The sequence below is a fragment of the Salinicoccus sp. ID82-1 genome (genome assembly GCF_021991715.1).
GTDB lineage: Bacteria > Bacillota > Bacilli > Staphylococcales > Salinicoccaceae > Salinicoccus > Salinicoccus cyprini.
On the sequence record NZ_JAGFLY010000001.1, the window covers coordinates 812386 to 838346 of the forward strand.

A 25961-nucleotide genomic window follows, 5' to 3' on the forward strand; every position below is an offset into this window, starting at 1 on the left:
CATCTTCTATACATTTGCTTGGCCGTCCACTTGGTCATCAGCAAATTCCAATGACAGCTGCTGCACCTTTAAACGTGTTGCGGTTGAGGGTACCCACTCATTAATAAAATCGATAACCAGGTTGAAGTGTTTCTGTCTGAGCTGTGTGCGTGTCTTAACGCCAGCGACTTCATTGATGCCTCGATTAATATCTTTAAATAAAGCCGCTTTAACACTTTTCGTATTTGCATAAGCAAATGCTCTGATGGTTTCCATCACTGTTTTGGCAACATGACGATTGATATAGCCATATTCACCGGCTTCAAGCTTTACTTCATCTTTGAGGTACGTGACGTCTTTCTCAATAGTTGCAACTTTCTTATTCGTCTGGTCCATTGCCTCGAATTGAAGCCTCATAATCTCCATTGGATCCTTTGGCGCTTCGTACTTCCCTGTTTGCCGTATTTGGGGAAGAACTTCTGATGTGACCCACTTCCGAAACTTTCTTGCTTCTTCTTTTCGACTGGAAAATATTAATGCATACAAACCACTCTCATTTATTACATGCATCAACTTGTCTCCGTAATGTGTCGGTACTACCGACGTAGCTTTTTCATCGTCTTCTAATCTACTAACTGCATCTCGTGAATTCTTGATTTCCAGAACAGCACATACATCGGATGCCACAAAATAAGGCTGATCGTTAATAACAGTTGTTCGTACGTCATTATCTTCAAAACTGAATATTTGCAATTCTTCCATGTTATTCCTTCTTTCTTTGGTATACTCTCCCTAGGAGGGAGGTGATAAATATGGCCCGAATAAATGCCGAAAAATTTGCTCAAGCATATATCCAGACGCTTCCACACACTAAAAGTCCTAGTGAGTTCGAAAATGATGATGAGTATGATGCGTACATGGACACACGTTTTCGTGATTATCTAAGTGAATACGTCCACGTAATCGAGCGAATTGAGGAAATGGGTACGCCTGTTAGTCAGTTAAATGACCTACCAGATGAAGAGGTATAACCTTTTATCTTTCGGCTGTCTATCGTGACCATTGAACGGTCTTCAGTTATTCCGCTCGCAGTCCTCTGATAACAGCTGCAACTGCGATTGAGAGGGCTGCTCCTAATAATAGTTTCTTCATGTGATACAGCTCCTTGTTTTAAAAATTGATTTTGTAATCCGTAATGGCTTTAATTAGATTCGCAGTTGCTTCAACCAATTGCGGATCTTTACCTTCTTTAATCTCTTCCAGTAGTGCTTTAAGTGCTGCGTCCATTAGTTTTTCCATGTTATCCCTCCTTAATTACCTTTGTGGTAACTTATCATCTAAAAAAATTTCTTCTAGCTCTAAATCGAGTATTTGAGAAATTTTTAATACATCGGTTGTACTAAACCTTCGTTGGCCTTCTTCTTTTCTGTAATAAGCAACGTAGCTGTGATATCCCAATGCTTCAGAAACCTGTAATACTGACATCCCCTTGTCTAATCGTGCTTGTTTAATTCTTTTGATATCAATTTTTTCTCCTGCCATTTTTAATCACCTCACTTTCCGATTTGGTAACTTCATAATATCATTACCAAAAAGGTAAGTCAAAAAATAAAGTTACCGAAAAGGAAATTAATTTAGCATTACCGATATGGTAAAGTTTAGATATAGCATAATAGGAGGTAAGAGAATGAGTAATATAGGTAATCGCATCAAACATTACCGGACATTGCGTGGTTACTCTCAAAAAGAACTGGCAGAAAAAATCGGCGTTTCTAACGTAGTGTTATCCAGGTATGAAAGTTCTCATAGAACACCTGATAACGATACACAGATTAAAATTGCAGATATTCTAGAAATTTCTTTGGATGATTTGAACGGTAGGAAAGTCAAAAAGCAGAACGAGGAACCCGATGCTCTCATGTTTCGAGATAAAGCAGGCTTTGATGAGCTATCTCCAGAAGAACAACAAGAGATCATGGACTTGGTTAACGACCAGCTGGACTTTCTGATTGAGAGAAAGAAGAAGAAATAACTAGGGCTATGCCCTTTTATTGATACATTATCATACACAAATGGTATTGAACGGGGGCTACAAAATGAAAAAGTATATAATAAGCAGTGGGCTTGTATCAATTTTATTACTGACGGGTTGTGTGAGGTATTCTGACGGTGAACCAGTGGGAGAAGCCGCCGAAGAAATTGATGAAAAGAGCATTGAAGAAGCTGAACAAGCACAAGCCGAAGAAACCAAAGCCCGCAGACAAGCAGAATATGATGAGAAGCAAAAGAAAGAAGCTGAGAAAAAAGCCGAAGAGGAAGTCGTTTACGCTGAGCAAACTGCGGCACTGAACGACACCATTACGGGCGATATCGAGCGTTTCGATATGATTTGGGATGATGGATGGCGCTCGACGATGGAAAATGCCGATACTATCGATCCTTATACCGCTTATGAAAACCTAGACACACTCCGAAATCAGTATGGCTCTTTGAAAGTTAGCATGATAGATTATGATCTTCAATTTCTCAACGATGAAGACAAAGATGCTATCAATGAGTTTATAAGTGATATGCGTTTGGCGATGGATTACAGACAAGAGGCAGCTAAGAAAGGGATGGAAATGTTTGATACAGGAAATGCTCCCCCTTCTCTAATTAGCGAGATAGAAAGCGAAATAGAAGGCGGAGATGGTTACCTAATGGATGCTCTTGCTAATCTTGCGGAATTCCAAGTGCGAAACGATTTGGAAACAAGTGAGTAGTTATCACCGACTGACCATCGGTTTTCTGGTGACCAGTATATACAATTAATAAAGTTACAAAGGTGATCGTTCTTCTTATCCTGCACTAAATGATTTTGAGATTATCAGTAAAGATAGGAGTTGTTAAAAGTGAGCGAGAAAAAGTTTGGTGTTGCAGCTATAGTTGATGAGCAAACCATCATAATAAATTATGGTAAAAGAGATGGAGCTGAAGTTGGCCAAGGAATCAAAATATTATCCAACCACAGTCTACCGATAAAAGACCCTTTTACTGAAGAAAATTTGGGGAAAATTTATCACATTAAAGCAGAACTTACATTAAGTAAAATAGATAATAAGTTTTCTTACTGCACTTCAAAAAAGCAAATGAACTTCGGTATCGGACTGGGCTCAGGTTCTTTTTATCAAAGTCAAGCCCTTAGGATAGATTCAAAATTTCTTACTAGAGAAGTGACTGATGAACCTATCCAGGTAGGAGATCCTATCGAAATCAGCTACTCTTGAATATTAAACAAAATATGTTATAATTAATGTAAAGGAAGAGCCCTCACTCATAGTTGGCTAGAGAATTAGTGAGCTACTACGTAGCCGCCCCTCGTTTACATTAATGTAAACGGGGGGTTTTCTCTTTGATGGGAAGGGATGAAGAAAAATGATTTTTTATACTTATGAGCAGTTAAAAGATAAGCTAAATGATGATAATAAAATTAAAATTATCAACGATGATTTTGCTATACACTCTTTCAAAATATATGGCTATTTTGATTTAGTAAATAACTACAAAAGCGATGTAAAGCAAGTTCAAGAAAACCAAGAACTTACTATCGATGATTTGTTAGCCATCCGTGAAATAGACAACGATTTGCAAAGTTTAATCTTTAAATATCTTATTCAGATCGAAAATACTTTTAAATCCCACCTCTCTTACTTAATGGGTCAAGAATTCGGTGTCAACAAAGCTGACTATACCAATCCCGACAACTATGAAACTAAGATTTCTTCAGAGCGAGTGTTTAGTAAAATAGAAGAAAAAGATCATATTGATTTTACTAGAGACCCTGCAAAGCATTATCTTGATAAATACAGTGATATCCCCCCATGGGTATTTCTGAAACACATACCTTTGGGAGATACTAAAAATATATATAAAGAATTAAAGAACGATCATAAAAATTACATTGTTAATGAGATGGTACCTTTTTTAAAAAGTGTATCTGAAAATGATAAATTGCAGTGTTTTAAAGAGCATATGGACTTTATACATGAATTCAGGAATACAATTGCACATGGTGGTAGATTGTTAAACTACAAAACCGTAACAAAAGTACAACCAAAGAATTATACAAATTTATTTTCAAAAACTGTGATACCTATAAATAAGATATATAAATATGAAAGAAGAATTTACCAACTTCTACTATCAATCATTCTACTTATAAATGATTCTTATTTAAGAGGAAAGTTTATAGCAGAAGTTGAGTCACTATATAAATTCTTCACACAATCCAGGGGAAACCACTTTTCTGATATTTTTTTAGAAGTAAGTGGCTTGCCGAATGATTTTATCTACAAACTTAAACAATCTGTAAGAGACTTAAGTACAACCAGCTGACCACTGGCACTTTTGGTGGTCAGTACTTTTTTAAACTTAAAACCGAACACACGTTCTAATTCAAGGGGGATTTTGATGAGAATCGAAGAGAAAGTCAACGAGATTGTGGACATATGTGTGGTAGATCGCCTGGATCTATCCATCGAGCACCTGGCTTATATGTTTGATGTCCACATAATGTATAACCATAAACGAGATTTCTATGTACACAAGAAAGGCATAGACATCATTGGTTTACGGTTCGACAAAAGATTCGAGATGTACAAATCATTCTGCCATGAGTTGGGACACATGTTGCTGCACTGTACAGACCAGAGAATAATGCCAGATGATTTTAACGCAATGCAGGAAGCTGAAGCCGAGAAGTTCGCCCTACTCCTCATGATGCCTGAGAAGCTCATTATGAAGCATGAACTGTATGATGCCCAACAGGTTGCCAATTACTTCGGCATGCCGTTTGAGATGGCGTTGCAGCGTATAGAAATGCTGATTGAGCAAACACGCATAACAACGTTTAATTAGGAGTGATCATTAATGAAAGCTATAAAAATCAATGGGAAGTATGGATATGATTTCAGATACAACGGAAAACGGTATAGGAGACAAGGATTCAGTAGGAAAGTCGATGCCGAAGCACAAATCAGGCGGATCGTTAATGAAGCCTCCAGAGGCGTTGATGCAACCTCAAATGTGCTGCTGGTTGATTATTATGAACGGTGGATGATTGCCAAGAAGGAAGGCCGAGTGGTCCAGAAAACGTGGAATAACTATAAGAATGTTCTAAACCTCATGGAAGATCATTTCGGACCTACAAAGCGCCTGAAAGATCTCAATGGAATAGAATATCAGGAATTCATCAATAAGTATGCTCAGAGACATACGAGAGAGACTGTAAGGAAAGTCCATAATGCCGTAAACAAATGCTTGGAGCATGCAGTCAAAGACGGCCTAATTTATCAAAACCCGACCTGGGATGCAGATATCTACGGGAAGGTCCCTCCACGCCCAGAAGATGAAAAGTACATGGAGGTAGACGAATATAAAGCACTGAAACACCATATTAAAAATTACTCCAGTAAAAGTGCTCTTTTCATTTTCATACTCATCTGCACTGGTGCAAGGTTCGGGGAGGTCAACCAGTTAAAGTACAAAGATCTCAATAAGAACCAAATTCATTTACCAGGCACTAAGACAGAGACATCCGATCGCAATGTAGATATTGCTGAAAAGGATATGGCTCACATTAAGCTGGTGCTTTCACAACACACCATCAATCTACATGATTATATATTTAATCTTTCTCACAGAGCCGTTGAGAAGACATTTAAGCACGCTCTGAGACACTTAAACATTTCTGAGGATAAAACCCTTCATTCGCTCAGACATACACACTGCAGTTACCTCCTGGCCAATGATGTGTCCATATATTATATCAGCCAGCGACTCGGCCATAAGAATATTAGTATCACTACGAAGGTCTACAGCCATTTATTAAAGGATCATTATGTTGAAGATAATCATAAAACACTTATACTCCTAGGGGGTATGTGATATATCGTCCAAATATTGACCAAACTAATTACCTTTAATCCCCCTTATACAACGAAGAAAAAAATAAAAACCCTGTAACCATGCGGTTTACAGAGTTTTATAAAGAATTACTTTTGAAATAGTACGTCCCAGGAGGGAGTCGAACCCCCGACCTACAGCTTAGGAGGCTGTCGCTCTATCCTGCTGAGCTACTGGGACATGATATGATGATAAAAAAATGAACCCCGTATATGGGGTTCTTTATAAACGTCCTGGGAGGGATTCGAACCCCCGACCGATAGCTTAGAAGGCTATTGCTCTATCCGGCTGAGCTACCAGGACCAATCGAACAAATACAATTATAATCAATTTTGAGGGTAAAAGTCAAACGTCTATTGAAAATTAATGATGTTTTATTACACCTGGGAGGTATAAGATTTTAAAACCTTCATCCTTTATATTCCCTTTTGAGCTGACGATACATGATGCAGTCGTGGAAATGGTCATACAGGAACTCGTAATCGGCGAGTATGCCTTCTTCCACGAACCCCAATTTCTCGGGCAGTGCACGGCTTCTATAGTTGTATACGCCGCATATGATTTCAATGCGATTGAGTTTCAGGGTATCGAAACCATAGGACACGAGATGGCTGATTGAACGACTGGCAATGCCCTTCCCCTGGGCACTCTTGGTGAGCCAGTATCCGATCTGACCCCGGCTGCTCAGTGAAACAATTTCATTGTAACCGCACATGCCGACGAATTCGCCTTTATGGAATATGCCGAGCTGCAGGCCTGTCCCATTATCGATGATCTCCTGCCAAGCCTTGATGATTTCAATGTAATCCTCAGCGCTTTTCATGTAGTCGACCCATGGCAGCCATTTTCTGAGATGACTGCGGTTCTGATCCACTGCATCATAGACGATTTCATAATCTTTCTGCTGTATTGCTTTCAGTTCAATTTCTGCATCGACTTTAATGATCACCATAACACTTTCCTTTTATATGATTGTTGTTGAACTCGAATACTCATGATGGGCTGTTGGAACTGATGATTTTCTTTCTGACTTCATTGTCGATGGTGCACGACATCTTTTCGTTCAGGCGATATCGATTTCTGGCAACGAAACGGTACAGTGCGTTGCGCCAGCATACCGGAATGACCTTCAGCCCCCGAATGGCTCTGACTCTTGTGGTATCTGCCAGAACTTCGATGATGGCATCGGAATGCAGATACATATCATCCGAGTAGTAGACGACAGAATCGATATGCGCAGGGATGATGCCGTCGAGTGATTTTATGGATGCGAAACGCAGTATGCCCTTACGGTCGAGCCGGGTGATGATTTTTGCGAATCGGTTGCAGATGATGCAATCGTCATCGAAATAAAGTATATTCATAATTGATCCTCCTGGATTATGGCCTGCACGAAAGGAGCAGCATACATATGAAAAGCCCTGTCAAAGTTTATTTGGCGACCTATTTCACCATTCTCTCCATACTCTACCTGAGCATCCGGTACACGACATTCGAAATGCGGCCTGCCATATTCATCGTTGCATCCATCCTGCTGATCGGCTCGACTGCGGCTGTCATGCGATCCCGGGATGGGCGCGGCATGATGGCGTGGACCATCCTGTGCCTTACAGCCGTCATGCTGCTGACTTTTCTAATAAAATAGACCAGGTGCACCCTGGTCTACAGTGTATCCAAATCGACTTCCCGCAGTACTTTATGATCCCGACCGAGGAAAGTGACAACATTGCTTGAAGTGTCGAGCACTGCATAGGACTCCACCAGTTCACCTTTGGAGTTGGAGATGCTGCCTGGGTTGATGCAGTAGATGTCCCCGACCTTCTCGGCCTTGGCCACATGGGAATGGCCATAGAATGCATACTTGGCATTGTACTCGCGGGCACGGTCGGCAAGTACTTCACGGTTGTTCTTGATGTCATAGTAATGGCCATGTGTATAGAAAGCCTGTGCTTCCTCACTATAGCCTTCAACCGGATAGCGGCTGTCATTGTCGACGTTGCCTGTCACACGTTCGAAATGTGCCATTTCAGTGTCGTCATAGCTGAGCTCACTATCACCGAGGTGGATGTTCAGATCCCCGGCATTCCTGCCGAACGCTTCATAGCCTATGCCATGTTCGCCGTGGTTGTCGCTCACAATCAGTATCTTCATTTCTGTCACCCCTCATTATATCGTATGAGTACGTTAAAGACTTCCTTATCCTCCATCAGACGATCGAGTGCATTTCTTCTATGACTTATTTCCCCTTTTTCTTCGGTACTAATCATGCCGAGCAGCTTGCCATCTTCTGTTCTGAATAGAGGATCGTAGCCAAAACCATGTTCGCCCTCGGGTGACTCGAGTACTTCGCCATGCAGTTCACCGATATATGTTCTTGTCTCCATACCCGGGATGGCGAGTGCGATGGCACTTGTAAAATGGGCACGGCGGTCACTCACTCCCTCAAGTGCAGAGAGCAGTTTTCTGTTATTATCTTCATCTGTCGCATCCGCTCCTGCATATCGGGCAGAGTAGACGCCGGGCGCACCATCCAGTGCATCGACGGATAGACCGGAATCATCGCTCACAACCGGCATATCGAGTGCTTCGGCAGCGGCTTCGGCTTTCAGCCTCGCATTGCCGGCAAACATGTCTTCCGTCTCTTCGACTGAAAAGTCAGGCAGAATCTCCTTGATGCCGATAATATCATGATTCGGGAAGATTGCTTTGAAATCATTGATCTTTCCTCTATTACCGCTGGCGACTACGATTTTCACCATACTGTTCCTCCTTCAGTTCAACTTGCTCCAGACTGTATTCGATGAAAGGCATCCAGTCTTTCAGTATATATTCGAACCGGCTGGTTTCTCCATTCACTATCATCAGATGCTCTGGTTTCGACTGGGGAGATGCATGCTGCCTGAGCATTGTCAGCATCGCACTGACCTCACGTGCAGTCTCATATCCGGAGTCGATCACTTTTTTCCTGCCATAGAAATAGTCTCTGATCTCATCAGCCAGCAGCGGATAGTGAGTACATCCGAGGATGACTGTATCGGCCTTCGTATCTGCAAGATGCTTCAGCGTCTGGTGCAGTACAACACGTACCACCACCTTGTCCTTGTATCTCAGCTCTTCTACAAGCGGAACGAACTTGGGACATGCGGTACTCTGTATTTTGAACCGGTGGTTGATCTGATGGATCGCTTTCGGATAGGCATTGGAAGCGACCGTACCTTCAGTAGCCAGCACGATGACATCCTGGTTCGAACTGCTCTGTATGGCACTACGTGCGCCAGGATTGATGACACCGATGACGGGTATATCATATCTCTTCTCAAGAATATGCAGTGCGGCTGCTGTTGCCGTATTGCAGGCGACCACCAGCATCTTGATGCCCCGGCTGACAAGATGGTCGGCAACCTGCAGCGTAAAGCGTGTGACTTCCTCCATGGAGCGGCTGCCGTAGGGACACCGGTCGAGATCTCCGAAATAGACGATCGATTCATCCGGCAACTGCCGCATGATCTCCTTGGCAACCGTCAGTCCACCGACGCCTGAATCCATGACACCGATCGGCCTATTCATCGCTTCTTTTTTCACTTTCATGCAGTATCGATTCCAGAATGCCGGGCAGCATGTCACGCTCTTTTGGGGACAGATGGTCCGTTATTTCAGATATGTATGAAACACGCTTTGCGATGACTTCCTTGATGATCTGAAGCCCCTTGTCCTTCATCAGTACAAGCACGATACGCTTGTCCTTCTCGTACTTCTGTCTTTCTACAAAACCGCCGTTCTCCAGCTTATCGACAATATCCGTCGTCGTGGAGTGCGCCAGATCGAGCCTGTTCGACAGCTCGCCGATTGTAATGCCGACCTTGTCATCCACCCACTGCAGGGCCACGAACTGCAAAGGGGACAGTTCGTATTTCTTAAGGATCTCCCGGCCATGACTTTTTACATGTGCCGATATGTACCGTATTGATTTTTCTATGGATATGATGGATTCTCTATCGCTCATTGACCCCAGTCCTTCTCGATTATTTCCTCTATTATAACTTAATTGAAAACAAAAAAATAGGAAGAGCAGCGCTCTTCCCATTACAGTCTATTCCACTTCGTGGTCGCTTCCGAAGAAGGACTTGAACATATGGAAACTTGTTTCCCTCTGCATTGCAGCAATGGAAGTTGTCAAAGGGATGCCTTTCGGGCACGCTTTGACACAGTTCTGAGCCATACCGCATTCGGCGACACCACCTTCGCCCATCAATGCATCCAGTCTTTCATTCTTGTTCATGCTGCCTGTCGGATGCAGGTTGAACAGTCTGACCTGACTGATCGGTGCTGCACCCATGAACTTGGAACTGTCGTTGACGTTCGGACACACTTCAAGGCATACACCGCACGTCATGCATTTTGACAGTTCGTATGCTGTCTGGCGCTTCTTCTCAGGCATGCGCGGTCCAGGACCCAGGTCATACGTACCATCGATCGGCACCCATGCCTTCACACGCTTCAGGCTGTCGAACATGAATGAACGGTCGACCTGAAGGTCTTTCACAATCGGGAAAGTGGACATCGGTTCGAGCTTCACCGGCTGGTCAAGCTGGTCGATCAGTGCAGTACACGACTGGCGTGCACTGCCGTTGATGACCATGGAACAGGCACCACAGACCTCCTCGAGACAGTTCATGTCCCAGGTTACAGGTGTCGTCTTCTCACCTTTTGTGTTGACAGGGTTCCTCTGGATCTCCATCAATGCACTGATGACATTCATATTCTCACGGTAAGGGACTTCGAATTCTTCCCAGTACGGCTTTGCATCTGTATTTTCCTGACGCTTTATGTTGAACTTTATCATTTTCTCACTCATCTATTTCTTAGCACTCCCTTCAGCCTTTTTCGAGTAATCTCTTTTACGAGGCGGGATGAGGCTTATATCGACATCTTCGTATTCGAAACGCGGTGCTTCGAGTGGACCTTCAAAATATGCTTTTGTCGTCTTGAGCCATTCTTCATCATTCCGTTCAGGAAAGTCTGGCTTGAAGTGTGCACCACGCGATTCGTTCCTGTTGTAGGCACCGATCGTGATGACGCGCGCAAGCACAAGCATGTTCCATAGCTGGCGTGTAAAGAATGCAGCCTGGTTGCTCCACTTTTTAGTATCATTGATGTTTATCCGCTTGTAGCGGTCCATGAGTTCGACAATGCGCTTGTCTGTTTCGAGCAGCTTGTCATTGTGGCGGACTACTGTAACATTGTCCGTCATCAGTTCACCAAGCTCCTTGTGGATGACGTAAGCGTTCTCATCTCCATCCATGTTCATTATACCATCAAACTTCTCCTGCTCGGCCTTTACATGCCTGTCGTAGACGGAATCGTCCAGATCCTCATAAGTGGAATCAAGACCTTTGACATACTGGATTGCATTCGGTCCAGCGACCATGCCGCCGTATATTGCAGACAGCAGGGAATTCGCTCCGAGCCTGTTGCCGCCGTGCTGGGAATAGTCGCACTCCCCTGCAGCAAACAACCCGGGAATATTCGTCATCTGATCATAATCCACATACAGGCCACCCATTGAATAGTGGACTGCCGGGAAAATCTTCATCGGCACTTTGCGTGGATCGTCACCAGTGAACTTCTCATAGATTTCGATGATGCCGCCGAGTTTAACGTCAAGCTCATGCGGATCCTTATGGGAAAGGTCGAGGTACACCATGTTCTCTCCATTGATACCGAGCTTCTGGTTGACGCACACGTCGAAGATTTCACGTGTGGCGATATCACGTGGTACGAGGTTTCCGTAGTCCGGATATTTCTCTTCGAGGAAGTACCATGGCTTGCCGTCTTTATATGTCCAGATACGTCCGCCTTCTCCACGCGCCGATTCACTCATCAGTCTGAGCTTGTCGTCCCCCGGTATCGCTGTCGGGTGGATCTGGATGAACTCTCCATTTGCGTAGATTGCGCCCTGCTGGTATACAACAGATGCTGCAGATCCTGTATTGATCATGGAATTGGTGGATTTCCCGAAGATGATGCCAGGACCGCCTGTTGCCATGATGACTGCATCCGATTTGAACGTCTGGATGTCGGCACTTGTAATCTCCTGAGCTGTAATTCCGCGTGCACGGCCCTCGTCATCGAGTACTGCACCGAGGAATTCCCATCCTTCGAACTTTCTTACTAGACCATCCACTTCATAGCTTCTGACCTGCTCATCCAATGCATACAGAAGCTGCTGTCCTGTCGTTGCACCGGCGAATGCCGTTCTATGGTGCAGCGTGCCACCGAAGCGTCTGAAGTCGAGTAGACCTTCAGCTGTCCGGTTGAACATGACGCCCATGCGGTCGAGCAGGTGGATGATCTGTGGTGCCGCTTCGGTCATTGCCTTGACCGGCGGCTGGTTGGCCAGAAAGTCCCCACCGTATACCGTGTCATCAAAGTGGATTGCTGGAGAATCGCCCTCACCTTTAGTGTTGACTGCTCCATTTATTCCACCTTGCGCACATACGGAGTGGGACCGTTTTACCGGCACAATCGAGAACAGGTCCACCTCAGCACCTGCCTCAGCTGCTTTTATCGTTGCCATCAGTCCGGCGAGTCCGCCACCGACAACGATGATTTTATCATTAGCCATTCTGTCCACTCCTTATTAGATAAATGCCAAAATTGCCTGTATACCGATGAAGCTCACTACGACGAAGATGACGCCGGATACATAGCTCATTATGCGCTGTGATCTGTCGGACTGAGTAAAGCCCCATGTCACCATGAATGACCATAGGCCATTCGCGAAGTGGTATACCGTCGCGATGATGCCGATGATGTAGAATACCAGCCATGCCGGGTTTGAAACAATCTGATGGACCATGTCAAAATCCACTTCTGTTCCAAAGAACACCTGTACCCGCGTCTGGTAGACGTGGATGGCGATGAATATGAAAGCAATTACACCGCTGACTCTCTGCAAAAGAAACATCCAGTTTCTGAATGTACTGTATGTACCCACATTATATCTCGCAGTGAAAGCAATATAGATGCCGTATATACCATGAAATAGAATCGGGATATAGATTACAAATATCTCCAGAAATAGTACAAAAGGCAGGCTGCCCATGATTCCGGCGGCAAAGTTGAACGCCTCTTCACTGCGGGTTGCAGTGTGGTTGACCAGCAGGTGCTGAATAAGAAAAACCCCTAGTGGTATGACTCCAAGTAAAGAATGAAGACGTCTGATTGCAAAGCTTGAATCTTTTTTCGACACTCGAATTCCCCCCTAACTCTCCAATGAAATAAGTTTACACAAGAACCATTTTACTCCCAAGGTATACATAAATCAAGGCGACCCGGTAGGTTATGCTAAAAAATATTGAGAAAATTCAAGCGCGTGATATCAGGCGTTAAGCGCTTCCAGTATCCGTTTCGCGATTGGAGCCGGGATGCCGATTTCCGTAAAGTCCTCAACCTGCTTTTCGCTCATTCTTTTTATCGATCCGAAATGGGTCAGCAGCTTCTGTTTGCGCTTTGGCCCCACTCCTTCGATATTATCCAACCTCGATGTGACGGATGTCTTGCGGCGGGTGTTCCTATGGAAGCTGATGGCAAACCTGTGGACTTCATCCTGTATCCGCTGGAGCAGATAGAATTCCTGGGAATTCTTCTTCAAAGGGACGATCGCTGCCTGGTCCCCGTACAGCAGTTCAGCAGTCTTGTGCTTGTCGTTCTTCGCAAGTCCTGCAACGGGTATATCCAGTGACAGTTCGTCCAGCAGGACGGACTTGACCGTATTCATATGGCCGACTCCACCATCCACAATGATCATATCGGGCAGAGGCAGCCCCTCTTTCCGCACACGTGTATATCTGCGTCTGACCGCTTCCGCCATCGAAGCATAGTCATCCGGCTGGGTGACCGTCCGGATCTTGTACTTGCGGTAGTCCTTCTTGCTCGGCTTCCCGTCGACGAAAGATACCATGACGCTGACCGGGTCGACCCCCTGGATGTTCGAGTTGTCGAATGCCTCTATGCGGACCGGTGTCTCGATGTTGAGTGCTTCACCGAGGCGCTCGATGGCACCGACGGTGCGCGCCTCATCCTTTTCGATCATTTCAAATTTGTTCTCAAGGGCGATTTCGGCATTTTTAGTTGCCAGATCGACCATCTCCCGCTTCTGCCCCCTTTTCGGCTGGAGCACATTGACCGGCAGGTACTCGTCGATGATTTCCTGATTGAGACCATTGGCGATATGCACTTCTTTTGGCAACAGGTTGGATTTCAGATCGTAGAACTGGGCGATATATCTGAAGAATTCCTCCTGCACATCGTCGTTGATCGGAAACATGTCCGCCTTCTTTTCGATCAGGTTGCCGTTCCTGATCAGCAATACGGATACAGCCATCCACCCTTTCGACACACTGAAACCGAAGCAGTCCCTTGCGGTGACATCCTTCGTCATCATCTTCTGCTTGTTCATCGTCGCCTCGATATGCCCGAGAAGATCCCTGTATTCCTTGGCCTTTTCAAACTCCAGGTTTTCAGATGCCACGGCCATCTTGTCCTTGAGCTCATCGACGATCTGCTTCGTTTCGCCATTCAGGAAACGGGTGATGCCATCGATCATCTCCCTGTACTGTTCGGCCTCGACGTCATAGACACAGGGGCCAAGACACTGGCCGATATGATAGTACAGACACAGTTTATCCGGCATCGTATTGCATTTGCGGAGCGGATAGATGCGGTCGAGCAGCTTCTTCGTCTCATGCGCACTGTACGCATTCGGATACGGTCCGAAATATGTACCTGTTGATGGTTTGACAGTCCTTGTGACGATCAGTTTCGGGTGCCTTTCCTTTGTGATCTTTATGAAAGGATAGCTCTTATCGTCCTTGAGCAGGATGTTGTATCTCGGATAGTGCTTCTTGATCAGATTCAGCTCGAGGAGCAGCGACTCGACTTCGGAATTGGTCACTATGAAGTCGAAATCGACAATTTCCTTGACCAGCCGCATCGTCTTCTCATCGTGCGCACCGGTAAAATAGGATCTGACCCGATTCCTCAGGTTTTTGGCCTTGCCGACATAGATGACGATACCATGCCGGTCCTTCATCAGATAGCATCCGGGTTCAGTCGGCAGTACCGACAGTTTAAGTTTAAGTTCTTCCATAGCGATCCCTCTACATTTATATTATAAAAAAGCCGCCCGAAGGCGGCTGTCTTTTAATTATGCGTGCTTTTCAATAAGTGAAACAAGCTGTTCCTTCGGCTGGAAGCCGACAACTTTATCAACAGGCTCGCCGTCTTTGAAGAGGATGAGTGTTGGAATGCTCATTACTTCGTATTCGCTGGCAGTTGCCTGGTTATCATCAACATTCAGTTTGGCGATGTCCGCTTTACCGTCCATATCCTGTGCAACTTCCTCAAGTACAGGAGCAATCATTTTACAAGGTCCGCACCATGGTGCCCAGAAGTCCACCAGTTTAAGTCCGCTTCCAACTTCTTGTTTGAAATTCTGATCATTCACTTCTATTATTGCCATTTGAAATTACCTCCATTGTGTTGATTATGCATCAATTATATCATGCAAGCGTATAAATCCTCAATCTTACTGCCTATGCAAAAAACATCAGGTAGATGATGCCGCCGAGAAACATGGCGGTACCCACCGCAATCAGTACTTTCGCAAGCTTGTACATATCAAAATTATCCATCAGACCACCTACTTCATTTCGACTACGGTGACACCGAAGCCGCCTTCGCTCGGCATGCCGCCTCTGAATGATTTCACTTTAGGGTGTGTCCTCAGGAACTGCTGCACACCCTTCTGCAGCGCGCCCGTCCCCTTGCCATGGATGATCTCCACTTCGTTGTAGTTCGAGAGCATCACCTGGTCGAGGTACTGGTCGAGCTTGCGGAGCGCCTCTTCATAGCGTTCTCCCCTGAGATCGAGCTCCCTTTTGACGGATGTCTTGTTGATCCTTCTCGATACGGTACGTTTCGGCTGCTCCTTCTTGCGCTTCTTCACTTCGTCCATGCCGACCTTCATTTTTATGATACCCATCTGGACGGTGACTGAATCATCCTTCACTTCGAGCACTTCACCCTTCTGTCCATATGACAGGACGTCCACTTCATCTCCCGCAGAGATCTTCTCTTTCTTGGTGGCGCGCTCCTTCTTCCGGATGTCTTCCTGGTAGTAGCTGTCGGTCAGTGCCTTCTTCTGATTGATGAGCTCATGTTCCTGGATGTCGGCACCGAGTTTCTTCATATCCTCAAGTGTGCGGATGACTTCATCGGCACGCGTTTCCGCTTCCTTGATGATGCGGTTGGCATCTACACGCGCTTCCTTGCGGAGCTTTTCTTTGTATGCTTCGTAGTCTGCCACCTGAGTATCGAGACTCGAATGAAGTTTCTCAGCATCCTTCAGAAGCCTTTGTGTTTCTTGTTCATTGTCCTGCGCTTTTCTTGTATGCCGCTCGAGTGCAGTGATCATTTCATTGACATCTTCATTATCTCTGCCGGAGAGGTTGCGTGCGCGTTCGATGACATCTCCATTCAGTCCAAGCTTATTGGAGATCTCAAACGCATTCGACTTGCCGGGTATGCCCATGAGCAGACGGTATGTCGGAGACAGGGTCTCCACATCGAATTCGACACTCGCATTCAAAGTATCTTCTCTCGTATAGCTGAATGACTTCAACTGTGGGTAGTGCGTCGTCGCAACGATTGTTGAACGCTTCGCAAGCAAGTATTCAAGAATACTGATGGCAAGTGCAGCACCCTCTTCCGGGTCTGTCCCGGCACCGAGCTCATCAAGCAGCACAAGGCTGTTTTCATCCGCTTCGTCGAGAATGCCTGTAATGTTTGTCATATGGCTTGAGAAGGTGGACAGCGACTGTTCGATCGACTGCTCGTCCCCAATATCGCTGTAGACCTTCTCGAAAAGACGGAGCCGGCTGCCGTCACGTGCCGGAACCGGAATGCCCGACTGGGCCATCAGTACACTGAGGCCGATCGTCTTGATGGTGACCGTCTTACCGCCTGTATTCGGTCCGGTGATGATGACAGCTCTCGTCTCCGCATCCATCATGATATCGTTTTTCACCACTTCATCCTCTGGGATAAGCGGGTGGAAAGCAGCCGGGAGGTGGATGCCGCCCGTCCTTGCCACTTCTGGTTTTGAGCCTCTGATTCTAGCACCGTACTTCGCCTTCGAGAAGACCATATCCATATGATGCAGTGCATCATCCGTCATCGACAGCTCGGAGCCGACTTCCGCCACCTCAGCCGAAAGCTGGTAGAGGATGCGCTCCACTTCAGTCTGCTCCTCATCGCGCAGTCTCTGGATCTGGTTGGTCATCTGGACGACTGCCATCGGTTCCATGTAGACGGTCTGTCCACTCGATGATATATCATGGACAATGCCGCTGAATTCACCCTGATGCTCCACTTTGACAGGGACGACATACCGGTTGTTGCGCATCGTGATGATGCTGTCGGACAGCTTCTTCTGATTGGATCCGCGAATGATGTCATTCAGCCGATCCCGTATTTTCCCTTCTTCCGAACGGATCTTTCTTCTGATTCTGAGCAGATCTTCCGATGCATGGTCGAGCACCTGGCTATCGTCCACCGTTTCCGTAATTCTTCTGTACAGAAAATGAATGTCCGGCAGGCCGTTGATGTAGATCGGCAGATAGTCAAGTGCGACCTCATCGTCCTCAAAGTCATTGAAGACACCACCGAGCATGTGCTTGCGGTTCAGCATGGATCTGATTTCATTCAGTTCCTGTACTCCGAGCATGCTGCCGATTTCTGCACGTCTGACATGCTGCTTGATATCGGTGATTCCGCCGAGCTCGACCGCCTTGTATCTGAGCATGGTGGACGCATCATCCACTTCGTTGATCATCTGCAGTATTTCATCCAGATCCGTCGACACGATGTCGTGGTCGATCATCTTTCTCGTCTTTCCGCTTTCAGCAAAAGCTGACAGCTGGGCGAGTATCTTATCGAACTCCAATGTATTGATTGTTCTCTGATTCATTTTCAACCCTCTATTTCCCTTTATTGACCCACTCTCTGAAATCTTCCCTTGAGAATGTATTGATCACTTGATTCTTCTCGATCAGACCCTTCTGCAATGTTGCTGTACCATACTCCATGAATTCAAGATGCCGTGTATGGTGGGCGTCCGTATTGACTGTCAGCATCAGCCCTGAATTCCTGATGACGGATGAAGACAGGTCGAGACGCCTTGGATTGGCGTTCACTTCCATGACTGTATTCGTGTCTTTTGCCATCTGGATCAGCTTTTCGAAGTCTACCGCATAACCCGCTCTACCACCAATCAATCTGCCTGTCGGATGGGCGATGTGGCGGACATATGGGTTGTTGCATGCCGATTCGAGGCGGTGCATGATCTCATCCTCCGTCTGCTGGAAACTCGAATGGATGGCAGCGATGACGTAGTCCAGTTCCTTCAGCATATCATCGGAAAAGTCCAGTGTGCCATCCTTCAGAATATCCATTTCCGTCCCTGAATATATGTCTATTTCAGGATATTCCGGTCTCAGTTTCCTGATCTCTTCAATCTGCTGCCAGAGGCGGTCCTCATCAAGACCATTGGCTACACGCAGACTTTTCGAGTGGTCTGTAATGACCATGTATTCATACCCTTTGGCAACGCAGGCTTCGATCATTTCGCGCACTGAATACGCACCATCACTGTATACCGTGTGCATGTGCAGATCGCCCCTTATGTCATCCAGTGTGATGATATCGGAAACATCGATATCCGTCTCTTCCCCGGTCTCCCGCATGGCAGGTGCAATATAGGGCAGGTCGAAGTGGGAGAAGAAGTCCGCTTCCGACTCGAATGTCAGCAGATCATCCCCTTTTTTCACACCATACTCACTGATCTTTTCACCTCTTGATTTGGCAATCTGGCGCATCTTTACGTTATGTTCCTTCGAACCGGTGAAGTGATGCAGTGTCGTGTGATACGCTTCAGGTGTGACAAAGCGCATGTCGACACCGATCTGATCCAGATCATGTTCGACGACGACGGACAGCTTGCGCTCACCCTTCGCCATGACATCCTGGACAAACGGCAGATTGATGAAGGTTTCTGCCACGTCGGCTGCATCATCGGTCTGTACGATGAAGTCGAGATCCTTGCTCATCTCCTTGTAGCGCCTTGCGCTGCCGGCGATATTGTATCTGTCGACGCTACTGATCTCGTCCAGTGCCGCTTCGATGATGCTTCTGAAGCTTTGGATCTTCTCGATCGGGTACTTTTCTGGACGGGTGAGAAGCTCATCGATCGCCTTGGCGATATTTTCCTCGGTCTTCTTGCCGAATCCGCTCAGTTCGCTCACCCTTCCGGCCTCACATTCCGCCTTCAGTCCCTCCAGCGTGACGACACCGAGTTCCTTATGCAGCTTCGCAATCTTTTTCGGGCCGAGTGTCGGCAGCTTGAGCATCTGGATGAGCGATACAGGTACAGATTCCTTCAGTTCGTCGAGCACCGATGATCGGCCGTTCTCCACATACTCGCTGATCACATCATTGACGCCCTTGCCGATTCCCTTGATTTCCGAGAAATCGTCGATTTCAGACAGCGATCTCGGGTCGCGTTCGATGGCGCCGGCGGCCTTGCGGTAGGCAGATACCTTGAATGGATTTTCAAGCGAAAGCTCCATATATGTTGCGATTGTCTCGAGCAGATTGATGATATCTTTTTTTGTCATATTGACCTCCAAAAAAAGAGCCATATCTCTATGACCCCGTTTTTAACCATTCTATGAATTTATCGGAAATGATGAAAGTATTGTCCATCAGGAAGCGTGCAAGTCCTGAATTTTCGAGAGTTGTCTGCACGTTCTCGAGCGGCAGTACGGTTGCCATGAAGAGAATGACGACCAGTATATAGATCATCTCTATCAGACCAAGTGCCGTTCCAAGTATGTCGCCTGTACGTCCGAATGCATCGACTTGCTGAAGATAGTCGAAAGCACTGACAATCAGCTGGATGACAATCTTGGCAACAACGAAGATCATGAAGAATGCCACCATCTTGTAGAAGCCGAGTTCCGCGTTGTCTATTTCCGGCAGGAGCGGATTTGAAACCGTCTGCGCCGTCGATGGGTAAGGCATGATCATATCGAAACGGGAGGCAAGTCTTTCGTAGTTCAAGGCAGAGATGATGATGGCCGAAATCGTACCGATCAGATGAAGGAGCTGCAGTATGATGCCCCGACGGTATCCGATGACCATTCCTATGATGAGCAGGATCAATATCAGCAGTGTCATGATATCAGTTTCCCTGCTGGTCCATTTCTTCCAGCAGCGCTTCGTGCTTCTCAGCCAGCTTTACGTATTCATCCATGACGTTCACTGCTGTAAGCACTGCTTTCCTTGTGGTATCAAGCCCTGCATTCTTCATACCTATTTCCCTGATCTTATTATCTACAAGTCCTGCAACATACCGTATATGCTCAGGGTTGTCTTCTCCAACCAGCGTGTACTGCTGGTCATTTATTACGACAGCAATGCGGTTTTTATATTGTGCCATCTGACATTGCCTCCCTATCCAAAGTTTCAGCTCTTATATGTTATCATTAATTTATTATACTTATCCACTACTGGTTACACAAGTATATGCATACGAAAAAACACAAAGGAACGAGTAATTATGAATTATGATATGTTGAATACAATCGGCAGCGACGAAGCCGGCGTCGGCGACTATTTCGGCCCGATGACAGTATGCGCTGCCCACGTACCGAAAGACAAAGTGGCCCTGCTGCGTGAACTCGGCGTAAAGGATTCGAAGAACCTCTCGAACGGCACCGTCGATCGTCTGGCTCGGGACATCATCCATATTGTGCCCTACTCCCTCGTCGTACTGGACAATCCTTCCTACAATAGGAAGATCGATGAAGGCTGGAACATCGTCAAGCTCAAGGCGGTGCTGCATGACCACTGCATCAGAAATGTCTATGAAAAGCTTGAGGCCGATGACCAGAAAGCTGTCGAAGCCATTGTCATCGACCAGTTCACAACAGAGAACGCCTACCAGAAATATGTACCGGAACCCTTTCGGCTGGATCTGATCCACCAGGAAACGAAGGCGGAGTCGAAATCCATCGCTGTCGCCTGTGCCAGCATTCTGGCCCGGAGCAAGTACCTTGAGCAGATGGACAATCTCAATCAGCACCTGAAGACCGAAGTACCGAGAGGTGCCAGCAAAAAGACGGACCAGTTTGCGGCACGCCTTGCCGACAGGCATGGCATGGACTACGTTGATAACCTGACGAAAAAACATTTCAAATCCAGACAGAAAGTCATGGACCTGGTTGATCAAAAAAAGAACAACAGATAGAATTACTATTGAGATAGTAGGAATTATCCTTTAGTATTACATTAACCACAAAGCAAAAGGAGAATACGCAATGCCAAAGATGAATGTTGAAAGCTTCAACCTGGACCACACGAAAGTCGATGCGCCCTATATCCGCCTCGCCGGAAAGAGTAAAGGCGAGCATGGGGATGTCATCTATAAATACGACATCCGCTTCTGCCAGCCGAACAAGGAGCATATGGAAATGCCGGGTCTGCACTCCCTCGAGCATCTGATGGCCGAAAATATCAGAAACCACCACGATAAGGTCGTCGACCTCAGCCCGATGGGCTGCCAGACGGGATTCTATCTGTCTGTGCTGAACGATGATGACTACGACCATATCAGCAGTGTCGTCGAAAGCACGCTGAACGATGTGCTCGAAGCTCGGGAAGTGCCTGCCTGCAACGAAGTGCAGTGCGGCTGGGCGGCGAGCCATAGTCTCGAAGGCGCCAAGGAGATTGCTCGGAAAATGCTGTCCGGAAAGGACAGCTGGGATATCGTATTTGCCGAATAGCCAAAAGAAAAGGCGATCACAATTTGATCGCCTCAGACTGTAGACATAGTCATTGTAGAATGACATGTCTGCAGTCTTTTTTTAGGGTGGGATCGGGTGTGGTGTGGTGCGGTGATGGGGTGTGGTGATGTCGCCAACTCACCATCGCGGGTGCTGCCATGGCAAGTTGGAGCCCCAATTCACCATCGTGGGCGGCGCCATGGCAAGTTAGAGCGCCAACTCACCATCGTGGGCGCTGCCATGGCAAGTTAGAGCGTCAATTCACCATCGCGGACGCCGCCATGGCAAGTTGGAGCGCCAATTCACCATCGTCGGACGTCCAGATGGAGAGCTGAAAATAAACTCCCACAAAACCAGCACAAAAAGCCGCCCCTCCACACACACTGGAACAAATCCAGTCTGCCAGGGGCGGCTTCGTCTCCATTCATAGCTTTTTCAACGGCGTCCAGCATAGGCCGAAACCCTAAACTCCGACCTCGAAACGCCATTGACGATCAGAGAAATAAACCGTCGATGATTTTATAAAGTTTGTGGTCGACTACTGTTTTTTCAAACATCTCATGCCATTCAATTCCACGATATTTCCGATTTTCGCAACTTCTATTTCTACTACCTCAGGCAATCACATTGTGATCGCCTTTTTTCTATCTGATCTGTGCTCCGTTTGCTACTAGTGCTTCCAGTACTGGTGTGTGCTGCTTCTCGATCTCCTCATCCGTCAAGGTGTGCTCCTTATTCAGATAAGTGAGTCTGAGTGCCACGGATTTCTTGCCCGCTTCCATGTTATCCCCTTCATAGACGTCAAAGACGAATACGTCCACAAGATGCTTCCCAGCTGCTGTTTCGACAGTACGCACGAGTGTGTCGGCAGCAACCGTCCGATCCACAACAAGCGCAATATCCCGTGTGATGGATGGATATCTGGAAAGCTGGTCATAGAAGATGTTGCCCTGCTTCACCGACAGCAGGCGATCGAGATCAATCTCGAATACCGCTGTCCGATCGAGATCATTCTGCTGGGCATATTTCGGGTGCAGTTCCCCGATGGTTCCGATGCGCTCATTATCAAGCAGCACATCTGCTGTTCTGCCAGGATGCATCGTATCGAATCTTGATGACTGCTCATATCGGATGCTGTCCCCAAGACCAAGCTTGGCGAACACACTTTCAACAATGCCTTTGGCTGCAAAGAAATCTGCCGGCACTTTTGTGCCGAGCCAGTCGGTGCGGTTCATTTCACCCGTGATGACACCTGCAAGCATTTCCCGTTCTTCAGGGAGGACACCAGTCCCATTCGACTGGAATATACGGCCGATCTCATAGAACTGGACATCCTTCTGCTGGCGATTTCTATTGTAGACCACATTATCGACAAGATGCGGAATCATGCTTTTTCTGAGCACCGCATGGTCTTCACTCATCGGCATCAGCAGTTCGACTGTACCTTCCAGTTCATTGAACTGCTCCGCTTTCTCGCGGCTTGTCAGCGCATAGTTGATGGCCTGGGAAAGGCCGAGCGACTCGAGCTGATGGCGGATGGTGCGTGTCTTCTTCTGTTCATCCGTCAGTTTGCCTGATGTGGTGCTGGTATCGGGCATGGATGAAGGCAGTGCATCATAACCGTAGATTCGTGCCACTTCCTCGGTGATATCCTGCTTGATTTTAAGGTCATCCCGACGTGACGGCACCGAGACTTCCAATGCATCGCCATCGACTGCCGTACTCAGACCGAGCTTCGATAGTGTCTCCTGGATTTCTGCAGTTTCAAGCTCCATGCCGAGATGCGAATTGATGAATGCCTTCGTTATATTGATTGTCGTATCTTCGACGTCAAGCTCTCCGGATGATAGGACGGATGATGCTACTGTGCCACCGGCATACTGCGTGAGCAGCAGTGCGGCACGGTCGAGCGCTTTCAGTACAAATTCGTGGGAGACGCCTTTTTCAAATCTTGCTGATGCTTCGCTTCTCAAGTTCAATCGGCCGCTCGTTTTGCGGATCGATACCGGATTGAAGACTGCGGATTCGATGACGACACTGGTCGTCTGATCCGTCACTTCGGAGAATTCGCCACCCATCACACCTGCAAGTGCAATCGGTTCGCTGCCATTGGTAATGACAATGTCTCCACTTTCAAGCTTTCTTTCCCTGCCATCAAGCGTCGTCATCTTTTCATTTTCATGTGCGTAGCGTGTCACAATTTCATCCGATCCGATCTGGTCACGGTCGAACATATGGAGCGGCTGGCCGAATTCGAGCAGTACATAGTTGGAGATGTCGACGACATTATTGATTGGACGGATACCCGCCTTGATCAGCCGCATCTGCATCCACGTCGGTGAAGGTGCGATTGTGACGCCTGTGACGATACGGGCACCGTAGAATGGTACCGCTTCGGCATCCGCGTTTCTGATTTCAAGCGCGGATGACCCAGTTCCATCCTCCACTTCATGAGCCGGCAGTGCGACTTCCCCGCCGAACAGTGCACGTGTCTCGTATGCCGCGCCAGCCATGCTTAGGGCATCCTTGCGGTTCGGTGTCAGGTCGAACTCCATCACCTGGTCATCAAGCAGCAGTGCTGCCAGTGCATCCTCCCCAGCCATCTTCTCCTCCTGGAACATGAAGATGCCGTTCTGGTATTCGGCAGGGACCTGGTCCTCGTTGATACCAAGCTCTTCAAGCGAGCAGATCATGCCCTCCGATACTTCACCGCGCAGTTTGGCACGCTTGATCTTTATGCCTCCCGGCAGCCTGCCGCCGACTTTGCATACGACAACATAAGAGTCGGCTTTGACATTCGGCGCCCCACAGATGATCTGATGTGTTTCCTCACCTGTATCCACCTGGCAGATTCTCAGGCGATCCGCTTCCGGATGCTGCTCCACCGTCTTTACATATCCGACGACGAGGTTTTTCACTTCGGCGGTGTAGTCGATGATTTCATCCACTTCTATGCCGCCACGCGTAATCTTTTCGGCCAGTTCACTGACCGGTACTTCGTTCGGGATCCATTCATTGAGCCATTCTCTAGATACTTTCATTAGTCGCACCACCATCTTCTGTTGCTTTGAACTGATTGATGAATCTTAAGTCATTCGTGTAGAAATGCCTGATGTCCTCAATACCGTATTTCAGCATTGCGATCCTGTCCGGCCCCATGCCGAAAGCGAATCCCGAGTAGACTTCAGGGTCGAAGCCGGCCATCTCGAGCACGTTCGGATGCACCATGCCGGCACCGAGAATCTCTATCCAGCCGGTGCCCTTGCATACGTTGCATCCTGCACCTTTGCATTTGAAGCAGGAGATGTCCACTTCGACACTCGGCTCAGTGAATGGGAAATAGCTTGGACGCAGGCGGATTTCACGTTCTGCACCAAAGATTTCCCTGGCGAACAGTTCGAGTGTGCCTTTCAGATCACTCATATGGATATCCCGATCGACGACAAGCCCCTCGATCTGTGTGAACTGGTGGCTGTGTGTCGCGTCATCGCTGTCCCGCCGGTATACTTTACCCGGGCAGATTATTTTTACAGGAGCCTCGCCTTCCCGCTGCTCCATCGTACGTGCCTGCACCGGAGACGTATGGGTTCTCATCAGCGTCTCCTCTGAAATATAGAACGTGTCCTGCATGTCACGTGCCGGGTGGGATTTCGGCAGATTGAGCGCCTCGAAATTGTAGTAGTCCGTTTCGACTTCATAGCCTTCCGCAATCTCATATCCAAGACCGAGGAAGAAATCCTCGATATCCTCAACCGTACGGCTCAATGGGTGCGGGCTGCCGAGGTCGAAAGTTCTGCCCGGCAGTGTCACATCGATCGTATCCTCGCGTAGTCTGGCTTCAAGCGCCGCCTCTTCGAGAACCGCACTTCTGCTGTCGATCGATTCCGTAATATGCGTACGGACTTCATTGACTTTCGCACCATATTCAGGCCTTTCCTCTTTCGAAAGATCCTTCATGCCCTTCATCAGATCCGTAACCTTACCCTTTTTGCCTAGATAGGCCACTTTCAGCTGCTGCAGCGCATCCAGGCTGCCGACGTTCGCTATATCATCATCGAATGACTTCCGAACATCCATAATTCCTGCTGTATCCATCGTCTCACTCCTCCAATTAAATAAAAAAACTCCGTCCTT

The 25961-nt window shown here is 47.1% G+C and carries 30 protein-coding genes and 2 tRNA genes; 10 read left to right on the top strand and 22 right to left on the bottom strand.

Features of this window, described 5'->3' with window-relative positions; genetic code table 11:
- Nucleotides 1-6 precede the first annotated feature (6 nt).
- Entirely contained in the window at nucleotides 7-741 is a 735-nt protein-coding gene (locus J4760_RS04220) for a BRO family protein (RefSeq protein WP_237604889.1), read from the bottom strand.
- A gap of 50 nt (nucleotides 742-791) precedes the next feature.
- Between J4760_RS04220 and J4760_RS04225 the strand changes: the two genes are divergently transcribed.
- Nucleotides 792-1010 (top strand): hypothetical protein, encoded by a 219-nt coding sequence (locus tag J4760_RS04225; RefSeq protein ID WP_237604890.1) that lies wholly within the window; start codon nucleotides 792-794, stop codon nucleotides 1008-1010.
- A gap of 139 nt (nucleotides 1011-1149) precedes the next feature.
- Here the strand turns inward: J4760_RS04225 and J4760_RS13245 are convergent, their stop codons facing one another.
- The gene (locus J4760_RS13245; protein ID WP_255695259.1) at nucleotides 1150-1278 is read right to left on the bottom strand and encodes a hypothetical protein; all 129 of its coding nucleotides are present in this window, start codon (nucleotides 1276-1278) and stop codon (nucleotides 1150-1152) included.
- Between the two features lie 15 nt (nucleotides 1279-1293).
- Entirely contained in the window at nucleotides 1294-1521 is a 228-nt protein-coding gene (locus J4760_RS04230) for a helix-turn-helix transcriptional regulator (RefSeq protein ID WP_237604891.1), read from the bottom strand.
- A gap of 145 nt (nucleotides 1522-1666) precedes the next feature.
- Here J4760_RS04230 and J4760_RS04235 point away from each other — a divergent pair, with 145 nt between their 5' ends.
- The 6 genes from J4760_RS04235 to J4760_RS04260 all read left to right on the top strand — a co-directional run bounded on the left by J4760_RS04235 (nucleotide 1667) and on the right by J4760_RS04260 (nucleotide 5904).
- Complete coding sequence (locus tag J4760_RS04235) at nucleotides 1667-2011, top strand: helix-turn-helix domain-containing protein (protein ID WP_237604892.1); 345 nt, start codon at nucleotides 1667-1669, stop codon at nucleotides 2009-2011.
- Between the two features lie 64 nt (nucleotides 2012-2075).
- Entirely contained in the window at nucleotides 2076-2741 is a 666-nt protein-coding gene (locus J4760_RS04240; protein ID WP_237604893.1) for a hypothetical protein, read from the top strand.
- Between the two features lie 129 nt (nucleotides 2742-2870).
- A complete protein-coding gene (locus J4760_RS04245; protein WP_237604894.1) occupies nucleotides 2871-3245 on the top strand; it encodes a hypothetical protein in 375 nt (124 codons plus the stop codon).
- A 148-nt stretch (nucleotides 3246-3393) separates the two neighbouring features.
- Complete coding sequence (locus J4760_RS04250; protein WP_237604895.1) at nucleotides 3394-4353, top strand: Abi family protein; 960 nt, start codon at nucleotides 3394-3396, stop codon at nucleotides 4351-4353.
- A gap of 75 nt (nucleotides 4354-4428) precedes the next feature.
- The gene (locus tag J4760_RS04255) at nucleotides 4429-4875 is read left to right on the top strand and encodes an ImmA/IrrE family metallo-endopeptidase (protein ID WP_237604896.1); all 447 of its coding nucleotides are present in this window, start codon (nucleotides 4429-4431) and stop codon (nucleotides 4873-4875) included.
- Between the two features lie 12 nt (nucleotides 4876-4887).
- Nucleotides 4888-5904, top strand: a complete 1017-nt coding sequence (locus J4760_RS04260; protein ID WP_237604897.1) for a tyrosine-type recombinase/integrase — start codon at nucleotides 4888-4890, stop codon at nucleotides 5902-5904.
- Between the two features lie 124 nt (nucleotides 5905-6028).
- Here the strand turns inward: J4760_RS04260 and J4760_RS04265 are convergent.
- The 4 genes from J4760_RS04265 to J4760_RS04280 all read right to left on the bottom strand — a co-directional run bounded on the left by J4760_RS04265 (nucleotide 6029) and on the right by J4760_RS04280 (nucleotide 7286).
- Nucleotides 6029-6102 (bottom strand) — tRNA-Arg (locus tag J4760_RS04265).
- Between the two features lie 49 nt (nucleotides 6103-6151).
- Nucleotides 6152-6225, bottom strand: a tRNA-Arg gene (locus tag J4760_RS04270).
- A 106-nt stretch (nucleotides 6226-6331) separates the two neighbouring features.
- Entirely contained in the window at nucleotides 6332-6874 is a 543-nt protein-coding gene (locus J4760_RS04275) for a GNAT family N-acetyltransferase (protein ID WP_145286654.1), read from the bottom strand.
- Nucleotides 6875-6914: 40 nt separating this feature from the next.
- Complete coding sequence (locus J4760_RS04280; protein ID WP_145286656.1) at nucleotides 6915-7286, bottom strand: thiol-disulfide oxidoreductase DCC family protein; 372 nt, start codon at nucleotides 7284-7286, stop codon at nucleotides 6915-6917.
- Nucleotides 7287-7333: 47 nt separating this feature from the next.
- Between J4760_RS04280 and J4760_RS04285 the strand changes: the two genes are divergently transcribed.
- Nucleotides 7334-7567 carry a hypothetical protein gene (locus tag J4760_RS04285; RefSeq protein WP_145286659.1) on the top strand — a complete coding sequence of 78 codons (234 nt, stop codon included), beginning with the start codon at nucleotides 7334-7336 and terminating at the stop codon, nucleotides 7565-7567.
- Nucleotides 7568-7584: 17 nt separating this feature from the next.
- Here J4760_RS04285 and J4760_RS04290 read toward each other — a convergent pair whose 3' ends face one another.
- From J4760_RS04290 to zapA, 13 genes are all read right to left on the bottom strand, one after another.
- Entirely contained in the window at nucleotides 7585-8073 is a 489-nt protein-coding gene (locus J4760_RS04290; RefSeq protein ID WP_145286662.1) for a YfcE family phosphodiesterase, read from the bottom strand.
- Between the two features lie 5 nt (nucleotides 8074-8078).
- The gene (gene rdgB / locus J4760_RS04295) at nucleotides 8079-8681 is read right to left on the bottom strand and encodes an RdgB/HAM1 family non-canonical purine NTP pyrophosphatase (RefSeq protein ID WP_237604898.1); all 603 of its coding nucleotides are present in this window, start codon (nucleotides 8679-8681) and stop codon (nucleotides 8079-8081) included.
- A complete protein-coding gene (racE, locus tag J4760_RS04300; protein WP_237605044.1) occupies nucleotides 8653-9489 on the bottom strand; it encodes a glutamate racemase in 837 nt (278 codons plus the stop codon). The genes rdgB and racE overlap by 29 nt, the downstream gene beginning before the upstream one ends.
- Nucleotides 9482-9925, bottom strand: coding sequence for a MarR family winged helix-turn-helix transcriptional regulator (locus J4760_RS04305; protein WP_145286667.1), 444 nt, complete (start codon nucleotides 9923-9925; stop codon nucleotides 9482-9484). Before J4760_RS04305 ends, racE begins: the two co-directional genes overlap by 8 nt.
- Nucleotides 9926-10012: 87 nt before the next feature.
- On the bottom strand, nucleotides 10013-10777 hold the full coding sequence (sdhB, locus tag J4760_RS04310) for a succinate dehydrogenase iron-sulfur subunit (protein WP_237604899.1): 765 nt from the start codon (nucleotides 10775-10777) through the stop codon (nucleotides 10013-10015).
- The gene (sdhA, locus tag J4760_RS04315) at nucleotides 10778-12547 is read right to left on the bottom strand and encodes a succinate dehydrogenase flavoprotein subunit (RefSeq protein ID WP_237604900.1); all 1770 of its coding nucleotides are present in this window, start codon (nucleotides 12545-12547) and stop codon (nucleotides 10778-10780) included. It abuts the gene before it with no gap.
- 15 nt (nucleotides 12548-12562) lie between these two features.
- A complete protein-coding gene (locus tag J4760_RS04320; RefSeq protein WP_145286676.1) occupies nucleotides 12563-13174 on the bottom strand; it encodes a succinate dehydrogenase cytochrome b558 subunit in 612 nt (203 codons plus the stop codon).
- A gap of 129 nt (nucleotides 13175-13303) precedes the next feature.
- Nucleotides 13304-15073, bottom strand: a complete 1770-nt coding sequence (gene uvrC / locus J4760_RS04325) for an excinuclease ABC subunit UvrC (protein ID WP_145286679.1) — start codon at nucleotides 15071-15073, stop codon at nucleotides 13304-13306.
- Nucleotides 15074-15130: 57 nt separating this feature from the next.
- Nucleotides 15131-15445, bottom strand: a complete 315-nt coding sequence (gene trxA, locus J4760_RS04330) for a thioredoxin (protein WP_145286681.1) — start codon at nucleotides 15443-15445, stop codon at nucleotides 15131-15133.
- 180 nt (nucleotides 15446-15625) lie between these two features.
- The gene (locus tag J4760_RS04335) at nucleotides 15626-17953 is read right to left on the bottom strand and encodes an endonuclease MutS2 (protein WP_237604901.1); all 2328 of its coding nucleotides are present in this window, start codon (nucleotides 17951-17953) and stop codon (nucleotides 15626-15628) included.
- 10 nt (nucleotides 17954-17963) lie between these two features.
- A complete protein-coding gene (polX, locus tag J4760_RS04340; protein WP_237604902.1) occupies nucleotides 17964-19658 on the bottom strand; it encodes a DNA polymerase/3'-5' exonuclease PolX in 1695 nt (564 codons plus the stop codon).
- 28 nt (nucleotides 19659-19686) lie between these two features.
- A complete protein-coding gene (locus tag J4760_RS04345; RefSeq protein WP_145286689.1) occupies nucleotides 19687-20220 on the bottom strand; it encodes a CvpA family protein in 534 nt (177 codons plus the stop codon).
- Between the two features lie 4 nt (nucleotides 20221-20224).
- Nucleotides 20225-20482, bottom strand: coding sequence for a cell division protein ZapA (zapA, locus tag J4760_RS04350; RefSeq protein ID WP_145286692.1), 258 nt, complete (start codon nucleotides 20480-20482; stop codon nucleotides 20225-20227).
- On the opposite strand from zapA, the gene rnhC reads away from it, so the two are divergent.
- Both rnhC and J4760_RS04360 read left to right on the top strand, forming a co-directional pair.
- The gene (rnhC, locus tag J4760_RS04355) at nucleotides 20402-21292 is read left to right on the top strand and encodes a ribonuclease HIII (protein ID WP_145286695.1); all 891 of its coding nucleotides are present in this window, start codon (nucleotides 20402-20404) and stop codon (nucleotides 21290-21292) included. The genes zapA and rnhC overlap by 81 nt on opposite strands.
- A 70-nt stretch (nucleotides 21293-21362) precedes the next feature.
- Entirely contained in the window at nucleotides 21363-21827 is a 465-nt protein-coding gene (locus J4760_RS04360) for an S-ribosylhomocysteine lyase (protein WP_145286698.1), read from the top strand.
- Nucleotides 21828-22471: 644 nt separating this feature from the next.
- Here the strand turns inward: J4760_RS04360 and pheT are convergent.
- Both pheT and pheS read right to left on the bottom strand, forming a co-directional pair.
- On the bottom strand, nucleotides 22472-24868 hold the full coding sequence (gene pheT, locus J4760_RS04365) for a phenylalanine--tRNA ligase subunit beta (RefSeq protein ID WP_237604903.1): 2397 nt from the start codon (nucleotides 24866-24868) through the stop codon (nucleotides 22472-22474).
- On the bottom strand, nucleotides 24855-25904 hold the full coding sequence (gene pheS, locus J4760_RS04370; protein WP_237605045.1) for a phenylalanine--tRNA ligase subunit alpha: 1050 nt from the start codon (nucleotides 25902-25904) through the stop codon (nucleotides 24855-24857). Before pheS ends, pheT begins: the two co-directional genes overlap by 14 nt.
- Nucleotides 25905-25961: the final 57 nt, after the last annotated feature.